The sequence below is a fragment of the uncultured Sulfuricurvum sp. genome (genome assembly GCF_937936435.1).
Classification (GTDB): domain Bacteria; phylum Campylobacterota; class Campylobacteria; order Campylobacterales; family Sulfurimonadaceae; genus Sulfuricurvum.
In genome coordinates this window covers 14978-30416 of the sequence record NZ_CALDDG010000037.1, presented here as the reverse complement: position 1 = coordinate 30416, position 15439 = coordinate 14978, and the positions used below count along the sequence as shown (strand labels likewise).

Genomic DNA, 15439 nt, shown 5'->3' with positions numbered 1-15439 from the left:
TATTCATCCATATATAAAAAAACAGCGGGAAGCACCATGGTGGATTTGATACGTCAAACCTATGGAAATGGTCAGGTGATCAGTCACGGCAATTTCGTGGATACGGGTAGAAATATTTTGAAACACAAGGATATCGCATTTGTATCCGGCCATTTTAGATTCGAATATGCTGCTCCGTTGATAAAGTCAGTTTTCTTTTACATTTCTAAGAGAGCCGAGAGACAGAGTGGTTTCGCTGTATTGCTATACACGTTCCAGATACAGAAATGAGGGACCGTTGTATGCGTTGGCACAAGAAGTTTCATTGGAAGATTTTCTATTGACAGGACGGGTTCGTCCTGAGATAGAATACGCCATTCGAAATCATCAGACATGGGAATTTGCAAGCGGATGGGGCAGTGCAAAGATGTATCAGGATTTTGGCGATGAAAACGAAATGCTAAAACTTGCCAAAAAACATCTAGGCATGCTTCCATTTGTAGGGTTGACGGAAACGTTTGAAGAGGGTCTAGATATTATATTAAGAGAGCTCGGTATCGAGCCTGCTCAAAAAGTGGTCGTTAATGCAACCGGCGAAAGACTTCAGCTGGAAGATTTGCCACAATCGACACTATCCATTTTAGATGAATTGGTGAATTTGGATAACGAGTTATATTATTATGCCTTGTCGAAACGCAACAGGATTTAAATTTATACATTAAGCGTCTCAATCAGCATTTTTATGGATTTGTCAATAATGCTAATTTCATTTTAGCAAAGCCTCCTAAAAAGCTTTACAAAAGAATAATTTTTTCTTTCGCAACATTATGCGAAAGCAGAGTTTTAATCACTTCTTTTTCTCGGCCGATAACCGTTACAATGATACAGTCATAGTCGTAGGCTTGAATTTCCGAAGGGTGTATAACAGGAAACGTTGCTGCATTTTTATTCATATTTTTGTCAATGACGGCAACAACTTTTTCTTCAAGACTTTGAAGTACTATTTTCCCCAGGTAACCGTAACCGTAAATAACGATATGTTGGTAATCTTCTTTTATTTGATCAATCTTTTTAAACATTAGACTCAATTTGTTTGAGAGGGCTAGGGTATTTGATTTTGGGATTTCAATATCGTCTTTTGCGTCCAATTGATGGATAAGGTTGTCGATGTTATCGGCAGTATCTTTCGATGGGATTTCTTCATCTTCTTCGTTTAATGCAAGAAGAGAGTCCGGATCACAAAATTTTACATCTAAATAATTAGACAGTTCTGCAATCTTCTTGTCGTCGTAGTCAAAATGAACTAACAGTAAGTTGTATTGATAATCTTGATCCGGAGAGAGACGTAAATAAGCTTTCCGTTTTGAATGAAGTTTCCAAATGTGTTGATATCCGAGAGGTTGTATCTGTCTGTAAATTTGTAAAAAAGAGAGGGCATCTTCCCCCGCTCTTTCTACCAGCGTGATACGGATATTTGGATAATGCTGTCGTAACTGTTGTACCAGATTTTCTGAAAATGTCACGATCGTTGCGTAAAGATCGTAATCGATACCCTCGTATTTATCCAGGAGCTGTTTAATGCAGTCAAAATCATCCCCCTCATGCACATGCAAAATGATTGCCGTGTTTTGTTGTTTAGATAACGGTCCGCTGTTTAAAGAACTTAAATTGTCGAGATCGTAATTTTTGAGGACATTATAAGTTGACTCGAGATACCCGTAACCGAATTTTCTATCCGGTTCCAGATGGGTGCCTTCCGCCCATTCGTTCCATGCATTGACAAATATGAGCTTTTCGTTGTCCGGCAAATTGCTGTTATAGGTATTGTGTGCGATATGCGACAACCATTGTTTGTATTTATGCAGTGTGAAATTAGTAAAGATATTGCTGTCATTTTGTTTTCGGGCTGTATTGTCCCAAGACAAGGTAACAGCTTGAAAACATTTATAGTCCGGAGTTTTTTTCGTGCATTGATCGTTGACGATTTTTGAGTAATCGTAAATATTACCTTTGAATTGCGTATTGATCATTTTTTTACGCGTGGTGAATTCAAGATTTAGAGCATTATGCGGAGGAAATTCCATAGCTGCGTCGAATCCGTAATCTTCAGGATTCGTTACTCCGTATGTTTGAGCACATACCAAATAGATTCCGTCATAGCCTGCTTTTTCGACTTCTCGCCTCCATAGTTTGACGGTATCGACGATATTGGGGATGATATCGCATCTGTAGATGACAAGCAAAGGTTTATTGTCGATCGTAATGTAGCGTTTATCATTGAAATACGGAAACAGGCTATGGATAAATTTGATTGAATCTTCATCCGAATGTTTTTGCGCGATTAAAATGTCATTTTCGGAAGCATCCCAAATCCTTGTCCAATTTTCATTGGCCCATGTTATACAAAAATTGATATCGATATTCTTATTGTTGAGCAGAATTTCAAACGGTTTATGCATCAATACTTTACCGTCAAACCAATAATAGTAAAAATTAAAGCCGTGGATACCGTAGTTTTTTGCTAAACGAGCCTGTTCGATCATGACTTCGGGGAGTCTTAAATCGTAAAATCCGTTGTGAATCGGCAGATGCGGTTGATAATGACCAAAGAAATTCGGAGTTGCTTTTGTAACATTGGTCCATTCGGTAAAACCTTTTCCCCACCATTTGTCGTTTTCTTCAAACGGATGAAATTGAGGCAGGTAAAACGCGATTGTTTTAATCTTGGACGAGAAACTCTCATGTTCTTTAAAATCGACGAAAGGTTCTTCTTGATAAAAGAGTTCGATGTCTTCGGCGGTATTGATATCTGAAATAACCTGCTCAGGTTTGTCGGCCACAAGTTCCAAAATGAACTGATAAGCCTCGGAAAACGGTTGATGTTTTAAAAAAGAAGCCACTTCGGAAGGAAGCTCGTTGTAAGAATTATGAAATTCGGTTGTTTCGGGATGTTTATTGACACTGGTTTCGTATTTGATGAATAATCCGCTCTCTTGTACAAGAGCATTTAATGTCGTTTTGGTAAAAAACCGTATATGAGTATCATCCAATAGACCGACTGAGCGATACGTGAAATTATTATGTAATAAGTCAATAAGGATAGAAGCGTGAGCGACATTCGGGATAGAAATAAGTATGCTTCCGTTTTCTTTCAAATATTTTTTTGCAGTGAGTAATACGTTTTTCGGACGATATAAATGCTCGAGAACATCGGCAAAAATGATATGATCAAAGAGATGCTCTCCAAAATGTTTTTCCCAGTAGAAACTTTCGATATCGCCTACAAGCATCTCTTCTGCATATTGAGAAGCTTCCGCAGCTGCATTTTCGTCAAGCTCGACGCAATAAACGCGGCATTCCATTTTTTCTTTTAAAAACTTTGTCAATCTTCCATGGGATGGACCGAATTCTAATATCTTACTTCCGCGTTTAACTCTATTTAGAATCAAAGCTAGACTGTTTTTGGTTTCTAAGTCTAATTCTATATTGTATTTACTCACTAGACACTCCTAATCCTTGAAAATAGAACATTATCCGAATGCTTTTAAAATTTAAGATATTATAGCCCACTTGCCTTAAGCCAAAAAAACAGTAGTGCTATTGTTGATAGGACGATTACTGTAATATATCCTCCAAAAATACTAATCGAGGATGAACGTCGATTGGAATTGAATCATAGAGCGTTTGTTTCCTGAAAAGTATCGTAACAAGTATTGGATTACTAGTAAATGATTGTAGAGTATCGAGCGGTCGGATAGGTATGGATGCAATGGTTGATTCCCATTTTTTTGGATCATTGTCCACAATAAACGCGACTTTTTCCTGGATCATCGGGATAATGATAGAGGCAGCCGTCCCGGCACCCCAAATGATGAGTGAATCGTATTCGCTGAGACGAGACGGGATATCGGCGATTTTTGCAAACATCAACTGCAGATTTTCTCCCCCATCCGTACTGTTGTGTTCGAGACGGGGGGCGTGCAGTTTGGGGACGAAATCGGGTGTCGCACGATACTGTGCAGCGAAGTGATAGAGTTTCTCGATATGCTCTTTCCAGATGTCGGGATGGTCGAGATAGCTTTTAATGGCGATATACAGTGCATCATCTTCGGAGTCATAAAAAAAAGAGGTATCCCTAAGAGCTTCCCGTGCGATGTCATGACCGTTAGTGAGGTAAGGCGTTAAAGTCCCTAAAAAAGAGCGATAACGGTTTCGAATCGCAAAAAAATCTTCTGCTTCAGCACTTTTGAGCGTTGTAACGCCTAAATGCGCTTGGCGTATCAGGGTATGATATTCATCGGCATTGAGCCATGTCTGCGATCGAATACTGATAATGGAACCCTCGGGGTCGAGACGTTTTATCTCATCGAGCAGCCGGTTGTTTAAGTGTGCCTGAGAGTGATCGAACCGGTTTAAAATCGGAAAAATCAATCTAACGGAATACCCCTCGCGATATAAACGGCAAACCGTTTCGATGAGAGAAAAAGGATCGTACCAATCGTATAATGCGCCGCCCCATACAATAGTGAACGGGGTATATTGTGACGACAAAGAAAGTTTGTGCTGTTTCAAAGCAAAGAGCGTTTCATGATCGAGCTTCGGTATCCAGGCGGGTTCATCGATGATGCAGCGCGAAAAGAAAGATGATTTATCCGCATTCATTCCTGCAACGTAGGAAAAGATTCTTTCCGATTGAAAATAAAACGAAGATACCGGAAACGGGGTTTGCATCAAACGAACGTAATACGAGTAGAGCCCCTGGTCGGAGTAGAGTTTTTCAATCGGATAGATAAGATCAAAAAAGATAATCGTGTTGTTTTGCTCAAGCTGCGAGACGAGAGTCAGCGGTGCTAAATAACGGAGAGTATCGGTATCGGCTGAAGCCGCCTCGAGCGTAGAAACACGGTAGGTAACGGTGTTTGAGAAACATACTCGATACAATTTTTTTTCTGCAGCGCAATAGATGATACCTTTAAAATCAGGGCACCACGAAAGTAAATCGAGCATTTTAATCTCGGTCGGAGAGAGAATGTTTAGAGCCAAGTTCTTTTGAACGTTTTTAAAAACCGGAACGATCACGGGGGTCATTGCGTATCTCCGGAAATGAGAAGTTGACTGAGTAATTCCGAACTTGATTGTCGTTTTGATGAGAGAAAGAGTCTTTTTAGCGCACATTGTCTGTGTGAGAGAGAGACGTTTTCTGTCGAATGTTTCAATAAGTCGATTAAATCAGAACCGTTTTCAATTTCGATACCGGGCGTATAGCGGTCATAATCGAATAAAAAATTTTCCATAGTATGTTCATACTGTTTTTTATCATAATTGAACAGGATAATAGGTCTGTCCAAAAGAAGAAAATCATATATGACGGAAGAGTAATCGCTGATGAGAATATTGCTATGTTTTAAAATAGGATAGACATCGCTTTGCGGCGGATAAAAAACAATATGGCTTAGATTCTCTTGTTGCAGGGTATTGCCCAATTGTTCCATCACAAAAGGGTGAAGTTTGACGATAAACAGCATATTCAGCGAGCAAAGCGTTTCGTTGAGCAACTTAAAATCTAGAGGAAGCAAAGGCTCGTCGCAATGAGCGGCAGAGTCGGTGAAGATATATTCACGGGTCGTCGGCATATAGAGTATCGTTTTGGTATACGTTTGGTTCCGTACTGCGTCGTAAATATCCCGATCGCAAAACAATAAATCCAACGGATCGTCATCTTTTTGGAGTAGAAAATCATTTCTCGGATAGCCGTAGTCTAAAAACTGTTTTGCTTTAAAAATATGTTTGAAATTGGTTTCGTTAGTCCACGTGGACGTTGAAACAAAATAGTCATACGTAATGTGAGTATGCGGTGCCATTTTTTTGAGCCCGACACCGTGCCAGAGCTGAACCGTGGTTTGATTTGGGCTGATATAAAAGTAGGTGTAATTGCCTTGGTCGAAGATAAGCGTTTTTGCCTCTGCAATAAGTCGTTCCCCTGCGGGAGTAGTGAGATCTGCACATGGTAAACCATGGGAACGCAGTTCTTGAAGTTGCTCAATATTGTCGGTAATCATCACTGCGGTAATGTTGTTTCGGATGCAGTAGAGATAGAAATACTTGTTGTTTCCTCCGATGAATCCTTTGCTGATGAAGACTGTTCCCGTCCGTTTGGCGCCCGATTCGTCATAATGTTTGGAATAGCGTTCAATGGCGCTTTCTCTGAGAGGTTCGATTGATTGGGTTAGAGAGTACGTTTTGTCTTTAATATGGACGAGATAGAGTTTGGACGGTGGGATGCGCGTGCAATATTCTTCGTATATTTTGTGAAAGTGATTCGGACTGAGAATAATGACCGCATCAACGGTGTCGGGATCGACAGACTCTATCCGTACGACATCGGCATCTTCTTTGACTTTGTCAACAAAACCTTCGAACGTGCAGGTAATGTTTTTCAAAAGATAGTCTTTGAATGCAATGCTCATTGCCGTTTTAGGGGCGATTCGGACCCTTTTGCCGGAGAATCTATCCATCGAGTCCCTTTTTAATGTCGATGATTAGACCGGAGTAATTGCTTAATAGGCTTTGCAGTGTTTTACGTGCGACATATTTGGCATCGAGCAGGGTGTCCTCAGGTTCTTCTCCGAAGTTTTGAGTTCTCATCGGAGTTTTAGTGCGTGCGGGGTTGATGGCATTGATCCTGACATTCTCCGATTGCCACTCTTGCGAAAGTGCCTGGGTCAGATTGACGATAGCTGCTTTGGTAGAACTGTACAAAGCATAAAAAGGACGACCTTGGGTATATGAACTGGAAGTGAAAAGTGTCAGTGAACCTTGTGACTGTCGAAGATAATGAAAACCGTATTTGCAGAGGAACGTCGTTCCGGTAAAGTTTGTCCGGATCATCTCTTCGATTACCGTTTCATCCGTCTGATCCAGTCGGTGCTGGTTTAAAAGTGCGGCACAGTTAATGATATGGTCAATTCTTCCATAGCGTTCGACCACCTGATCGAGACTGCTCTGGATGTCGGAAGCGTTTTGCAAATCGACGCCGTTGCTGCGGCTGAATGAAAGACAGATAGCCCCCGCCTCGGAACCCAAAACGGCGATCTCTTTGCCGATACCGCTGTTACCGCCGTAGATGACGATGATTTGATCTTTCAGTAGGGATAAGCCCTGATCGGAGGTCAGTTGACGACTGTTGAGTTGGATCAGTTTTTCGGCAAAGAGGAGGTCTTCCGGATAGGTGATTTTTATATTTCTCTCTTCTCCCGGGACGACATAGACAGGCGTATCGGGAAGATAGTGTTTGACCAGTCCGCAATCATCGGTTACGCTGATCGGATGGAGATCGGTTTGGAGGGAGAGATGAGCTTTCTTGATGGTCGATAATGCAAATGCCTGAGGCGTTTGACCTCTGCGAAGAATACTCCGAACAGGGATGTTGTCGATAGTATCGTCTTCAGGATCGATTTGGATGATCGTATCGGCTGAAGGAATGGCGACGTCGACGGCAGAATATTTTTCCAGAGCGGCAATAGTCGCACTGATGATGGATTGTGATACAAACGGTCTGACGGCATCGTGAAATATAAGGTTTACGTCGGAATCGGATTCTCCATATTCGGTGATGGCTGCAAAGCTTGAATCGCTCCGTTGTGCTCCTCCGCGGATAATACGGCGCGCTTTATCATAATGGTTTTTGGAACAGAGGGTTTGTAGCGTATCGTGAAATTCGGGATCGGCAATAATGCAGATTTCGTCGATCAGCGGATGATTTTGAAAGACTTCTACGGTGTATTCGATAATCATACGTCCGGCTAAATGGAGATATTGTTTTGGTTTTTCGGCTCCGAAGCGGGTTCCGCTCCCTCCTGATAAAATGACGGCGATATTTTTTGTGTTCATTGATGTCCCAGCCTCATTTTTTTAAACCGTTCGCTAAAATTGGTACGGTCGACCACTTTGACATGGGTTGGGATTTTGTAGGAATCGAGTTTATCCTTGCAAAACTGCCGGATTGTTTTTTTGATCCCCTCTGTATCCTCGGCGTTGTGGAGAACCACTTCGGCGGCGACGCTTTGTCCGGTGATGGCATTAGGCATGGCGTAAATGAGAACATCATCAATTTGGGACATCTGCATCAAAACCGATTCCACTTCGATCGGGAGGACTTTTTCCCCACCGACGTTGATCACCTCTTTGCTTCGTCCTACAATCCGCAGGTATCCGTTGTCCCCCTCTTCGACAAGGTCGCCCGTTTTGAACCATCCATCCTCGGTGAAACTCTCCATCGAGGCGTTGAGATAGCCGAGGATCTGGGTATGGCTCCGAAGCCACAGCTCACCCTCAACAATCCGGTACTCCAGATCGGGGTCGTCTATTTTCATAAAGGTGGAGTTGGAGGATAGGGAACTGGTAGTGGCGATTCCGGTCTCGCTGGTACCGAAGGTTTGCAAAAATTTGACCCGAGGAAAGGCAGGTTTCAGACGCTCCAGCAGCGAATCGCTCATCGCTTCGGTGCCATAGGTAATCATACGCAAACTGGAGAGATCGAAACGATGGGGCGCATCGGCGATCATCATCAGATTTAAAAAGGTGGGGGATGCGGGAAGAACCGCAATGGCGTATTTTTCTATCAGGTGGCAAATCTCCTCGACGTTGCGCGACGAGGGGATCACCATCGTAGAGCCCATCGAGAGGATGTTGAGGAGGGTATTGAGCCCCCCGATATGATCGAACATCAAAAAGAGGAGCAGATTCATCGATTTGGGCTTTTTGCCGTTGTAGCTTTGGGCGAGGGTATCGAGATCGTGAATCATCGCTTTGGGCTTTCCGGTACTGCCGCTGCTAAAGAGAACCAAGCCGCTGTGATTGCGTGAGCGAAGGGTTTCGATCATCGGATGTTGTTTGGTCTCATGACGTTCGAGAATTCGGCATTCTCCCCCTTCGATCCGGATCGCTTTGTCGGCATACGATTCACTCAGTTTTTCATCGATTTCGCTCTCGATCGTAGTGGTGATCGGGACGATAATATTGCGATTGTGCATGAGTGCCAAAAACAGAGCAACCGACTCAAAGGAGTAGTCTGAGAGGATCGCAACTACTTCCCCCGGTGTTATAGCTGTTATAAGGGTGTTATGGAGTTCTAAGAGCGCGTTGGAAAGGTCGTTGTAGGTATAAACTCTCTCCCCGTCGATAACACTGGTTTTATCGCCGAATGCGCTAAAGTCCATCCACTCCATACGTTTCCCCTATCGGCTGACCCCGCCCAGATAGAGAATCTGGCCGGTAAGAAAGTCGCTTTTTTCATCGATAAAAAAATCGGTCACATGGGTAATATCGTCAAATGTCCCGAGTCGTTTGAGGGTTTGTTTCTCGATCAGAGCATCGATTTTCTCTTGGGGTATCGCTTTGATCAGATCGGTTCGGATCGGGGTCGGACCGATCGCATTGACCGTAATACCGTAGATTGAGAGCTCTTTGGCGGTGGTTTGGGTGAGGTTTTCGATCGCCGCTTTGGCACTGGCGTAGATCGCTTCCCCTTCCAGATGGAGCGGTGAGGCTACGGTGGTAAAATTGATAATCCGCCCCCGCTCTTGTTTCATCATCACTTTTCCGCATTCGCGCATCATGAGCGCCGTCCCCAAAACGTTCACCCGCAACACTCTCTCCATTGTGGAGAGGGGGGTAGTGAGGAAGTGGTTCATTGAGGCGATTCCGGCATTGTTGATGAGAACATCGAGTTTTCCAAACTCTTTTTTGACGCTTCGCACCATCGAAACGACGGCAGTTTCATCGGTGACGTCGAGGCAAAAATGGCGATAGGCATCATGAGTGATGCTCCCATCTTCTCGCGAGCATCCGATAACGGTGTGACCCAAAGCGAGATAATGGCGCGCTAACGCTTCTCCGATCCCTTTGCGGGTTCCGGTGATGAGGATCACTTTAGTCATTGAGGAGCTTTTCGACATAGTGGCATAGTGTTCCGACATTGCGAAACGGGGATGTGCGCTGGCTCATTGCCCTCTCATCGGCGAGTACGACGGAACGATTAAACGTATCGTCAATTTTATCTTCGATATCGGCGATCAGAGAAACGAGAGCGAGACTATCGAGCGCACCGCCATTTCCGAAAAGCTTTGTCTCTTCGTTCACGTTTTGCAAGGTTTCATTGCCCAACTCTTCGCCCATCTCACGAACAGTGGAAGCGATGATTTCATAAATAGTTTCTTTCATAAACTCTCCGGTTGGATGGGGTAATGTGCGGCGTATTGTAGGATGTTTTTGAGGATTTTTTTCTCTTTTTGAGCGTTCCAACCCAGTTTATCCAATTCCATGAGGACAAAATCGTCGTTTTCCTCCAGAGGTTTAAATCCGAGTTGACGGTTGAAAGCGATGGCACCTGTATTTTCGGTTCGGATCAAAGATCTGAGAGTCTGCAACCCAAGAGACTCAAAGCATCGGTCGATAAAATAGAGGGTAACCGAAGCAATAAGCCCCAAAGGTGTTTTCGGATCGAAAAAAATCCCCCATGTAACGCCATGATCATCGTCGCGGATGAGGTGGAGACCCCCTCGGAGGGTATCGTTTTCAACGACGGCATAGTAGAATTTTTGATTGGAATGTTTGAGCGATTCGATCCACTCCAGATGGTGTTGAAAATCGATTGTCTCTCTATTGCCCGAGGTGTTGCGTATGCTCTCAAGGTTGCGAATCGTTAACAGTGCGTGATGCTCTTGCGGCGATAAATCGCAATAGTTTTTAAGTATTATCATATCAGCTCTACAGAGACCATCGTCGTATCTAACGGTGTTCCCCGTTTGATGTCGGTGGTCGCATACGCCTGCAAGAGGGTTTTCATATGGCGCGGATGCAGCCCGTCTCCAGGGCGGATACTGCGGACATTTTCTGTCGTGAAAGGCTCTCCTGTTGCGATATCTTTGATGGAGAAGAGGCTTCGGGCAAATTTTTTGTTCCCGCCGAGATAATCAGGTTTTCCGATCATCTTTTCGACGTTTCGGATACTGTGAACCAGCGCTTTAAGCTCGTCGGGGTTGAGTGAGAATGCCTGATCTGCGGAGGGGACGCTCGGATCGGGAGTGAAGTGTTTTTCGAGGATACGTGCACCGAGGGAAACTGCCGCAATGCAGGCTTCCAATCCCAGCGTATGATCGGATAGCCCGACTGTAACGCCGTACTTTTGCGCCATATCGGGGATCGTCGAGAGATTCATCGACTCAGGCGGAGCGGGGTAGGAACTGGTGCATTTGAGGAGTGCGATTTGATCATTCCCGACGTTTCGGCACGCTGTGATTGCACGGTGTATATCCTCTTCGTTGGCGATTCCCGTAGAGATGAGAATCGGTTTTCCAAACGCCGCGACATGCTCGATGAGGGGGATGTCGGTGATTTCAAAGCTGGCAATTTTATAAGCGGGCATGTCGAGCGATTTGAGCAGATCGGCGCCGGAGAGGTCAAATGCGGAGGAGAAGAGGATGATCCCAAGCTCTTTGGCATACGCTTGCAGCGGAGCATGCCACTCCAGCGGCATATGCGCCCTTTGGTACAAATCATAGAGGTATTCGCTGCTCCATAAATGTCCTGCCTTGAAACGCTCTTCTTTGACATCGATAGTCAATGAATCGGCGGTATAGGTTTGGAGTTTGATCGCATCGGCACCCGCTTCGAAGGCGAGTCTCACCGCCTCTTTGGCAAGATTGAAATCTTGGTTATGATTGGCGGAGAGCTCGGCGATGATAAAGGTTTTCCCCTCGTTAAAATCAAAATCCCCTATCTTCATCTGATACTCTCCAAAACGGTATAGCCGTTTGTCTTTAAATATTCAACCATATCGTCCTGATTGCGGGCGGTTTGAATCGCTTTGAACGGAAGCCCCATAAAGAGAGCTTCATGAACGATTCCACTCGGGGTTAAGATCGCTTCTTTGCTTTCGTTCATGATTCTGGCGACATCGGAGGTGTTAATAAAAAGGTGAACATGAGGATGGGTTTGCGCATACGTTTGCAGTTGCGGCAGATGGAAATTTGCCGTTGTTGTGATAACCGCGACGGAAAGATTTTCCGTGCTCGGGAGTATTTCGAGTATTTTATTGGCGGTATCCGCTCCCCCCATCGCGATTAAGAGATCGTATTTTTTTTCACGAACGACCGATTTTTCCTGTATGAATTCAGGCCGTATCAGGGTATGCTCTTTCCCGCAGAGCAAGGTGCACCCCTCGGGGACTAAAGAGTTATATTTTTGAGGTTTTGCGCTAATGTTATGGTTCAGCAAAATATCGCAATGGTGCTTTTCATAGGTATCATCGAGAACCATGATCTCTATTCCTGTGGCGTCTTTGACTTTTTTTTCAAAGTTTCGGTCGATACCGTAATGATCGAAGACAAGGCGTTCATAACGGTTCATGCGGATCAGTTCGATCAGTTCATAGGGATCGTTGCTCATCAGCGTATGTACGGGATAGGGGATTTGATTGATGATATTTCCCTCTAAAGGGATACAGGCAAAGGCAATTTCACCCTCCAGCCTTTGAGCCAGAACGATATCGCGCATGATATGCCCCACTCCGATCGATCCGGAGCTGTCGGCGCGGATCAGCGTTTTCATGAATGGAGAGCTTTGTACATAAATTCGGCTCTGATCCAATCTTCGGGGGTATCGATATCCTGAACCAGATGACGAGGCAGAATAATCGGAGCGCTGTAAGGGGCAAATATCTTTTTTTGCTCACGCCATGATTCGGTTTTTCCCCAGTAAAACTGCCCCGCATCATGGTAGGTCTCGATGAGGTCCTGACTTCGTGTGGAAGCAAATTCGGGCCATACCATGGCGACTCCGTCCTCTTCTTTTTTTAAAGCACGAAATATCGGATAGGGAAATGTCGTGACCGAAAAAGAAAATTCCGAATCGGTGTGGACGAGCGTTTCATAGCCATGGATTAAAGAAGCCGGTGAGAGAAAAGGGACGGTTGCATAGATGCAGCAGGCATAATCGGGATGGACCCCTTTGGATGCAAGTTCCTCCAAGGCATGAGCAACGACCGCTGTCGTACCGGTGTAATCATCGCTCAACTCTTTCGGCCGCAAAAATGGTATTTCTGCATCGTATGAGCAGGCTATATCGGCGATCTCCTGATCGTCGGTACTGACGATGATTTTATCAAACAGATTCGAGGAATGGGCTGTTTGGATGGCGTAGGCAATCATCGGTTTTCCGTGGAAAAGTTTGATGTTTTTACGCGGTATCCGTTTGCTGCCGCCTCGGGCGGGAATGATGGCGACACGCATTAGAATGTGCATCCTCGATAGGCATACTTTTCCATCATGTCCAAAACGGTATCGGCGACCATGCAGGCATCTTCCAGCGTCATTTTTTGATGGCAGGGGATGGAGAGCTCGCTGCGGTAGAAATGTTCGGCATTCGGTAAACGGATTTCGCCGTAATGCTCTTTATAAAAACTGTTTTGATAAATCGGTTTGTAGTGTACTTGCACACCGATCCCCTTTTCGTGAAGTTCCGTAAAAATATCTTCTTTGACACAGTGAAGCTCCGGATTCAATAAAAGAGGATAGAGGTGTCTGGCACTTCGTTCCGAGGAATCGATAGAGAGAGTGGAAAAAAGTTTGTGTTCGGAAAAACGGGTATCATAATAGCGGGCGATTTGCTCACGTGTATCGATAAATTTTTCAAGCTTATGCAGTTGGGAAAGCCCTAATGCCGCCGCAAATTCGCTCATGCGATAATTGTGTCCCAGACTTACCATATCTGAATTCCACAGCTGTTTTTTGATAATACCGTGCGATCGGAAGAGACGAAGTTTGCGGGCAAACTCTGCATCGTTTGTAACAACCGCACCCCCTTCTCCTGTGGTAATAGGTTTGATTGCATGAAAACTAAAGATCGTCATATCGGCATTTGAACCGATTTTTCTCGTTCCGACAGAACTTCCAAGTGCATGAGACGCGTCTTCGATTACCAGAAGACGATGCTTTTTTGCCAGAGCATTGATGGCATCGATTGCTACGGGTTTGCCGGCGAAATCGACCGGAACAATCGCTTTGGTATGGGAGGTTATGAGCTCTTCTATGCGGGTTTCATCAATATTGCCATCATATTTGACATCGCAAAAAACCGGTTTTCCTCCCAATGCTATTATCATATTGGAAGTTGCGACAAAACTGATGGGAGTAGTGACGACTTCATCGTTTTGCGTGATTCCGCATACACTGTACGCGGCGTGTAATGCTGAAGTGGCAGAGTTAAATACGACACAGTTCTGAGCATTGACATAGTCCGCTATTGCATTTTCAAATGCTTCGACTTTGGGACCTTGTGTCAGATGGGAGCTTCTGAGTATCTCTATAACAGCGTTGATATCTTCTTCGTCAATCAGCTGAGTCGAATAAGGGAGCATCGCAATTATTTCTCTTCGTCTTTGGTCAGTTCGATTTTTGCCAGCAAGGCTTCCGGTGAAAGCCATTGAGTGTTTTTATCGGATCGGTACTCAAATCCGTAAGGGACGGCAGTTCCGCTTTCTCCTAATCCGTTAAAAAAATAATTCGGTTTGTGGGAAAACTGAATCGTAGGCTGAATCACAAAGTGGTCCTCAAATTCGATCGTCAGATGGGAGTCGTCTTCCGGGCACATAACTTCATGCATCTTTTCACCCGGACGGATACCGATGATGGCATGGTTGAGTGCAGGAGCTATGGTTTTGGCGACGTCGATCACTTTCATTGAGGGGATTTTAGGGACGAAAATTTCCCCTCCTTGCATCCGTTCAAAATTTTTAAGGACAAAATCAACCCCTTCTTGCAGGGTGATCCAAAAACGTGTCATTCTCTCATCCGTAATCGGAAGGGTATCGGTTCCTTCGTTGATCAGTTTTTGGAAGAAAGGGATAACAGAGCCGCGGGAACCCATAACGTTCCCATAGCGCACGACGGAAAATTGTATGGGTTTGTCTCCGGTAATGTTGTTGGCGGCGACGAAAAGTTTATCGGATGCGAGTTTTGTAGCACCGTAAAGATTGATAGGATTGGCCGCTTTATCCGTGGAAAGAGCGATCACTTTATGAATTTTGTGAGCAATAGCCGCGTCGATGACGTTTTGCGCACCGTTGATATTGGTTTTGATACATTCCATCGGATTGTACTCTGCGATAGGAACATGTTTGAGTGCTGCGGCATGGACGACGTAATCGACCCCGTTCATGGCTTTGAGCAGCCGCTCTTTATCGCGGACATCGCCGATAAAATAACGCATACATTTATCGTTAAAACGTTGCGCCATTTCGTATTGTTTGAGTTCGTCACGGGAGTAGATGATGATTTTATTGGGCTTGTAGCGTTTGAGAATGGTTTTGGTAAATTGTTTTCCGAAACTTCCGGTACCACCGGTGATTAAGATATTTTTACCATCAAGCATTCATACGCCCCTGTCTGTCAAATAATAATTT

13 protein-coding genes and 1 pseudogene are annotated in these 15439 nt (G+C 44.5%); 1 reads left to right on the top strand and 13 read right to left on the bottom strand.

Annotated elements, in window-relative coordinates; genetic code table 11:
* Positions 1–202: 202 nt before the first annotated feature.
* Positions 203–688, top strand: a pseudogene (locus tag Q0389_RS04560) (hypothetical protein); the annotation flags it as partial.
* A gap of 85 nt (positions 689–773) precedes the next feature.
* On the opposite strand, the gene Q0389_RS04555 reads toward Q0389_RS04560, so the two are convergent.
* From Q0389_RS04555 to pseB, 13 genes are all read right to left on the bottom strand, one after another.
* Positions 774–3479, bottom strand: a complete 2706-nt coding sequence (locus Q0389_RS04555; RefSeq protein ID WP_298692065.1) for a glycoside hydrolase family 99-like domain-containing protein — start codon at positions 3477–3479, stop codon at positions 774–776.
* A 115-nt stretch (positions 3480–3594) separates the two neighbouring features.
* Complete coding sequence (locus Q0389_RS04550) at positions 3595–5067, bottom strand: hypothetical protein (RefSeq protein WP_298692063.1); 1473 nt, start codon at positions 5065–5067, stop codon at positions 3595–3597.
* Positions 5064–6494, bottom strand: a complete 1431-nt coding sequence (locus Q0389_RS04545) for a CDP-glycerol glycerophosphotransferase family protein (RefSeq protein WP_298692061.1) — start codon at positions 6492–6494, stop codon at positions 5064–5066. The genes Q0389_RS04550 and Q0389_RS04545 overlap by 4 nt, the downstream gene beginning before the upstream one ends.
* Entirely contained in the window at positions 6487–7869 is a 1383-nt protein-coding gene (locus Q0389_RS04540) for a bifunctional cytidylyltransferase/SDR family oxidoreductase (protein ID WP_298692059.1), read from the bottom strand. Before Q0389_RS04540 ends, Q0389_RS04545 begins: the two co-directional genes overlap by 8 nt.
* Complete coding sequence (locus tag Q0389_RS04535; RefSeq protein ID WP_298692057.1) at positions 7866–9206, bottom strand: fatty acid--CoA ligase family protein; 1341 nt, start codon at positions 9204–9206, stop codon at positions 7866–7868. The genes Q0389_RS04540 and Q0389_RS04535 overlap by 4 nt, the downstream gene beginning before the upstream one ends.
* A 9-nt stretch (positions 9207–9215) precedes the next feature.
* Complete coding sequence (locus Q0389_RS04530; protein WP_298692055.1) at positions 9216–9917, bottom strand: SDR family oxidoreductase; 702 nt, start codon at positions 9915–9917, stop codon at positions 9216–9218.
* Positions 9910–10200 (bottom strand): acyl carrier protein, encoded by a 291-nt coding sequence (locus tag Q0389_RS04525; RefSeq protein WP_298692053.1) that lies wholly within the window; start codon positions 10198–10200, stop codon positions 9910–9912. The genes Q0389_RS04530 and Q0389_RS04525 overlap by 8 nt, the downstream gene beginning before the upstream one ends.
* Positions 10197–10739 carry a GNAT family protein gene (locus tag Q0389_RS04520; RefSeq protein ID WP_298692051.1) on the bottom strand — a complete coding sequence of 181 codons (543 nt, stop codon included), beginning with the start codon at positions 10737–10739 and terminating at the stop codon, positions 10197–10199. The genes Q0389_RS04525 and Q0389_RS04520 overlap by 4 nt, the downstream gene beginning before the upstream one ends.
* Entirely contained in the window at positions 10736–11764 is a 1029-nt protein-coding gene (gene pseI / locus Q0389_RS04515) for a pseudaminic acid synthase (RefSeq protein ID WP_298692049.1), read from the bottom strand. The genes Q0389_RS04520 and pseI overlap by 4 nt, the downstream gene beginning before the upstream one ends.
* Positions 11761–12588, bottom strand: a complete 828-nt coding sequence (pseG, locus tag Q0389_RS04510) for a UDP-2,4-diacetamido-2,4,6-trideoxy-beta-L-altropyranose hydrolase (protein ID WP_298692047.1) — start codon at positions 12586–12588, stop codon at positions 11761–11763. The genes pseI and pseG overlap by 4 nt, the downstream gene beginning before the upstream one ends.
* Positions 12585–13268 carry a pseudaminic acid cytidylyltransferase gene (pseF, locus tag Q0389_RS04505; protein ID WP_298692045.1) on the bottom strand — a complete coding sequence of 228 codons (684 nt, stop codon included), beginning with the start codon at positions 13266–13268 and terminating at the stop codon, positions 12585–12587. Before pseF ends, pseG begins: the two co-directional genes overlap by 4 nt.
* A complete protein-coding gene (pseC, locus tag Q0389_RS04500) occupies positions 13268–14395 on the bottom strand; it encodes a UDP-4-amino-4,6-dideoxy-N-acetyl-beta-L-altrosamine transaminase (RefSeq protein ID WP_298692223.1) in 1128 nt (375 codons plus the stop codon). Before pseC ends, pseF begins: the two co-directional genes overlap by 1 nt.
* Positions 14396–14400: 5 nt before the next feature.
* Positions 14401–15408: a UDP-N-acetylglucosamine 4,6-dehydratase (inverting) gene (gene pseB / locus Q0389_RS04495; RefSeq protein ID WP_298692043.1), complete on the bottom strand. Its 1008-nt coding sequence runs from the start codon at positions 15406–15408 to the stop codon at positions 14401–14403.
* Positions 15409–15439 lie beyond the last annotated feature (31 nt).

Excerpts from the sequence above, each read along its gene's own strand:
- pseG (WP_298692047.1), bottom strand. The coding sequence starts at position 12,588 with ATGAAAACGCTGATCCGCGCCGACAGCTCCGGATCGATCGGAGTGGGG.
- Q0389_RS04520 (WP_298692051.1), bottom strand. The coding sequence starts at position 10,739 with ATGATAATACTTAAAAACTATTGCGATTTATCGCCGCAAGAGCATCAC.
- Q0389_RS04530 (WP_298692055.1), bottom strand. The coding sequence starts at position 9,917 with ATGACTAAAGTGATCCTCATCACCGGAACCCGCAAAGGGATCGGAGAA.
- Q0389_RS04540 (WP_298692059.1), bottom strand. The coding sequence starts at position 7,869 with ATGAACACAAAAAATATCGCCGTCATTTTATCAGGAGGGAGCGGAACC.
- Q0389_RS04525 (WP_298692053.1), bottom strand. The coding sequence starts at position 10,200 with ATGAAAGAAACTATTTATGAAATCATCGCTTCCACTGTTCGTGAGATG.
- Q0389_RS04545 (WP_298692061.1), bottom strand. The coding sequence starts at position 6,494 with ATGGATAGATTCTCCGGCAAAAGGGTCCGAATCGCCCCTAAAACGGCA.
- pseI (WP_298692049.1), bottom strand. The coding sequence starts at position 11,764 with ATGAAGATAGGGGATTTTGATTTTAACGAGGGGAAAACCTTTATCATC.
- pseC (WP_298692223.1), bottom strand. The coding sequence starts at position 14,395 with ATGCTCCCTTATTCGACTCAGCTGATTGACGAAGAAGATATCAACGCT.
- Q0389_RS04550 (WP_298692063.1), bottom strand. The coding sequence starts at position 5,067 with ATGACCCCCGTGATCGTTCCGGTTTTTAAAAACGTTCAAAAGAACTTG.
- Q0389_RS04535 (WP_298692057.1), bottom strand. The coding sequence starts at position 9,206 with ATGGAGTGGATGGACTTTAGCGCATTCGGCGATAAAACCAGTGTTATC.
- pseF (WP_298692045.1), bottom strand. The coding sequence starts at position 13,268 with ATGCGTGTCGCCATCATTCCCGCCCGAGGCGGCAGCAAACGGATACCG.
- pseB (WP_298692043.1), bottom strand. The coding sequence starts at position 15,408 with ATGCTTGATGGTAAAAATATCTTAATCACCGGTGGTACCGGAAGTTTC.